Origin of the sequence: Corallococcus sp. CA054B (assembly GCF_003611625.1) — a bacterium.
GTDB lineage: Bacteria > Myxococcota > Myxococcia > Myxococcales > Myxococcaceae > Corallococcus > Corallococcus coralloides.
In genome coordinates this window covers 1-3,557 of the sequence record NZ_RAVY01000359.1, presented here as the reverse complement: position 1 = coordinate 3,557, position 3,557 = coordinate 1, and the positions used below count along the sequence as shown (strand labels likewise).

Annotated in this window: 3 protein-coding genes; all 3 read left to right on the top strand. The window is 63.2% G+C overall.

The genetic code is table 11. The features are described 5' to 3' along the window. The first annotated feature begins 128 nt into the window (after positions 1-128). The 3 genes from D7V80_RS40505 to gspC all read left to right on the top strand — a co-directional run bounded on the left by D7V80_RS40505 (position 129) and on the right by gspC (position 3,176). Positions 129-833, top strand: a complete 705-nt coding sequence (locus D7V80_RS40505; protein ID WP_120593097.1) for a zf-TFIIB domain-containing protein — start codon at positions 129-131, stop codon at positions 831-833. Between the two features lie 63 nt (positions 834-896). Beyond that, complete coding sequence (locus D7V80_RS40500; protein ID WP_120593096.1) at positions 897-1,904, top strand: DUF2806 domain-containing protein; 1,008 nt, start codon at positions 897-899, stop codon at positions 1,902-1,904. 405 nt (positions 1,905-2,309) lie between these two features. Beyond that, complete coding sequence (gene gspC / locus D7V80_RS40495; RefSeq protein ID WP_147447392.1) at positions 2,310-3,176, top strand: type II secretion system protein GspC; 867 nt, start codon at positions 2,310-2,312, stop codon at positions 3,174-3,176. The last annotated feature ends 381 nt before the right edge of the window (positions 3,177-3,557 follow it).

Below are 3,557 nucleotides of genomic sequence, written 5' to 3'. Positions count from 1 at the left end.
GGAGCTGCGCGAACCCACGCCGGCCCCGAAGGCGCCCGAGCCCAAGCCAAAGAAGGAGAAGCGCCGCCGCGCGGGGTGAGGTGCGCGGCATCCCGTTTCCGGGGAAGACCCGGTAGGCTGGGCGTGCCATGCAGGCGTGCCCCTTCTGCCAGACGACGATGCGCAACACCTACGCCCGGGGGCTGGTGCGCGACGAGTGCGGTGCCTGCGGGGCCGCCTGGTTCGAGGAGGAGATGCTGGCGCGCGTCGTCGGCGGGCCCACGCTGACGGCTGTCTTCGAGCAGGCGAAGGGCAAGCCCGGGCGGTGCAAGGGCTGTGAGGCGTCGCTCCAGTACGTCCCGGGCTGTCCGTCCTGCGGGCGTCAGGCCCCCACCTGCCCCACGTGCGGCAGCGCGCCCCTGCCCGCGGTGGACCTGCGAGACGTGACGGTGGACGTCTGCACGAAGTGCCGGGGCGTGGCCCTGGACGCGGAGGAGCTGGCCCGGCTCCAGAAGGCGGCGGAGCCAGAAGCCCGCGAGGATGAGCCGCAGCCGGTCGCCGCCGACTTCGAGCACGAGTACGACCCCAAGCGAAGCCTGAGCCTGTTGCCGAAAGTGCGCGTGGGTGACGAGCCCGCCTGCGTGACGTGTGGCCGGCGGATGAACGTGCGCTACGGGTTCGTCTGGGAGGAGCGGCTGTACTGCGGAAGCTGCGCGCCGGAAGGCTCCGCGCCGTACACGGATGAGCTCACCAAGGCCCAGCCCAGCGAGACCTACGGCCGCCGGGCCCGGCACCTGAACAACAGCGCCGCGGAGTCCGCTGTCGTGTGGCTCTTGTCGAAGATCTTCAAATAGCCTTAGCAACAATGCGCTCAAGCTAAACAAACATTTGAACAAGACCAACAAGGCGGGAAGGACATGGAAATCAAAGATCTAGCAGGACTGTCAGAACCAGTCCAAAAGCTAATTCAGACGGTTGCCGATGGAATTGGCGCCGTTGCCTACCCCTGGATTGTTCGACGGGAAGCAAAGGCCATTGCGGAAGCCCACGAAATCCTCTCAGAGAGTGGACTGGCATTCACTTCAGCAACAATGAAAAGTCTTCCCGCGCAAATTGCATCACGAGTCGCCCACCAAGAGGCCAAACGCCAAAGAAACCTCGGGCAAGTTGTTGACGCTGCGCAAAAAGCACTTCCAGAGAACGTCTCAGGAGATCCAGTAGACTCAGACTGGATCAATCGATTCTTTGCGGTGGCGCAGGAAGTTTCGAATGAACAGATGCAGCAATTGTGGGGGCGAATGCTGGCTGGCGAAGTAGCTCGGCCTGGCGGATTCTCACTCAGAACAATTGACTGCCTTCGCAACATGAGCACCGCAGAGGCAAGGCTCTTCTCAGAGCTCTGCGAATTCACTTTCGAAACGAACTGGGGAATGCCATTTTTGCTATTTTCAGATCCATCCCTATCTGGAATGCCAAGGTTCGACAGCCCCCCGAATGAACTATGGCTCACGGATCACATCCACAAGTTCATGTCGCTCTATGTCGCCCGTGGATTCACGGATCAGAGCTTCCGTCTCCTGAACGAACTAGGGCTCATTGATGCAATAATGGGAGATGGAATCAGGCTGTCCGGGTCTGGGCATCCACACTTCAAACACACAATGCGCCTGGGCGATCGGCTGCTTACTATTGAGCATCCCGATCCAGGATTGAGAATAATGTTGCCCGTGGTCCGACTCTCATCCGTAGGCCGCGAACTCTTCCAACTTCACATTCCCGGCTTAACGCCTGAATTTGACACACTTCTCAATCAGGCGCTTTCCACAGCTGGGTGCACGACTAGGTGGCAGCCAATCCCAACCAAGACAGGCACCAAACAGCCTATTGCAAAACCAGAACAAGAGCAAAAATCACAACCTTCGTGATCTGAAATCTATTGCACAGCGCTCTTGGCGAACGAAAGTCCCATCCTAGAATACTCTACCCAATGCTCAATGGCAGCACTTCCTGCCAATCGGTTCGCCGATCAAGGTAGCAGCCCACGAATCCAAACACCTGCCTCTCCGCCGTGCTCCAGACGATTTTAACGGCAGACTTTATTGCATTGACACGTTTCCGGTCGCTCGCCCCCCCCCTACCGCTGTGTCTTATCTATCAGTCGTGGCCACCAAAGAGTGCCGGGAGACCCGCTTGACGGATTGTCGTTCTTCGCATTTCACTCCCTGACATACAGTCCGTGGCCAGGGGAGTACCAACCGTGCTTCCTCTGGAGCGGTCTCTGGCCTGCGGCTTGCTCAAGGCCTCCCTGTTCCAAACAGGGAGGCCTTACCTTGAACCGTGAGATGCAGCGGCCCATCCAGGGCCTGTTCGTCCTGCTTGTCTTTGCGTGTGCCCTGACGGCCGCGCTGCTCGTGAACCAGCTGTTCGTGGCGCTCGTGATGCCCGGCATCCGGGACACCTGGGCCGCGGCTCCGGTGCCGTCGAACGGCCCTCCCGCGATGGCGCTGGATGGGACGCGCCTGGCAAGTCTGACGGGGCTCTCGTCCGCCGCCAGCGTGGCGTTGCCTCCGGAGCCGCCGCCGGACCTGCGCCGGAGCACGCTGGGCATCCGGCTGCTGGGCACCCTGGTGGCGCAGGATCCCCGGTGGTCCATGGCCTCCATCCATGAGCTGCCGGCCGGCAGCGCCCACAGCCTGATGGTCAGTGACACCATCCAGGGGGCGCGGGTCTTCGCCATCGAACGGGAGCGCATCCTGCTGCTGGTGGACGGACGGCTCGAATACCTCGACGGGTCAGCGAACGGGGCCCCCGCTCCGCTGAACGTCCACCCAGGTGCCGCCTCGCAGGGCCTGGGCCGCGGCATCCGGGAGACAGGGCCGGACACCTACGCCGTGCCGCGCGAGGACGTCACCGAAGCGCTCACGCACCTGCCCGAGCTGTCGATGCAGGCCCGGGTGGTGCCCGCCTTCAAGGACGGCCGCCCCGTGGGCTTCAAGCTGTTCTCCATCCGCGAGGAGTCGTTCTACTCACGGCTGGGGCTGCGCAACGGAGACGTGCTCCAGCGCATCAACGGCCTGGGCCTGGACAGCCCCGACAAGGCGCTGGAGGCCTTCACCACGCTGCGGGACGCCCGGCGCATCGAGCTGCAAATCGAGCGCGGCGGAGCCCCGGTCCGGAAGACCTTCGACGTCCAGTAGGCCCCTTACGCCTGCGCCGCCGCTTAGTTCGAGGAGCAGATGCTGGCGCGCGTTGTCGGCGGACCCACGCTGACGGCCGTTCTCGAGCAGACGAAGGGCAAGCCCGGGCGAATGCAAGGGCTGTGAGACCTCGATCCAGTACGTTCCGGGCTGTCCGTCCTGCGGTAACCGTCCGGTGGACGTCGTGCCGAGAGGTTTGAGGACAGACGCGGACCGTGCTCGGCGAGCGCTGCGAGGATCGAGCTGTTCAGGGACTGGGCCTGAGCAATCGTAACCGTCCGGCCAGTGACGTGCCGGGACGCTTGAAGACAGGCCCCGGCCGTGCTCGGCGAGCGCCGCGAGGGGCGAGTTGTTCAGGGACTGGGCTGGAGGGGTGAGGCG

Coding starts and splice junctions, on each gene's coding strand:
- D7V80_RS40505 (WP_120593097.1), top strand. CDS start 129: ATGCAGGCGTGCCCCTTCTGCCAGACGACGATGCGCAACACCTACGCC.
- D7V80_RS40500 (WP_120593096.1), top strand. CDS start 897: ATGGAAATCAAAGATCTAGCAGGACTGTCAGAACCAGTCCAAAAGCTA.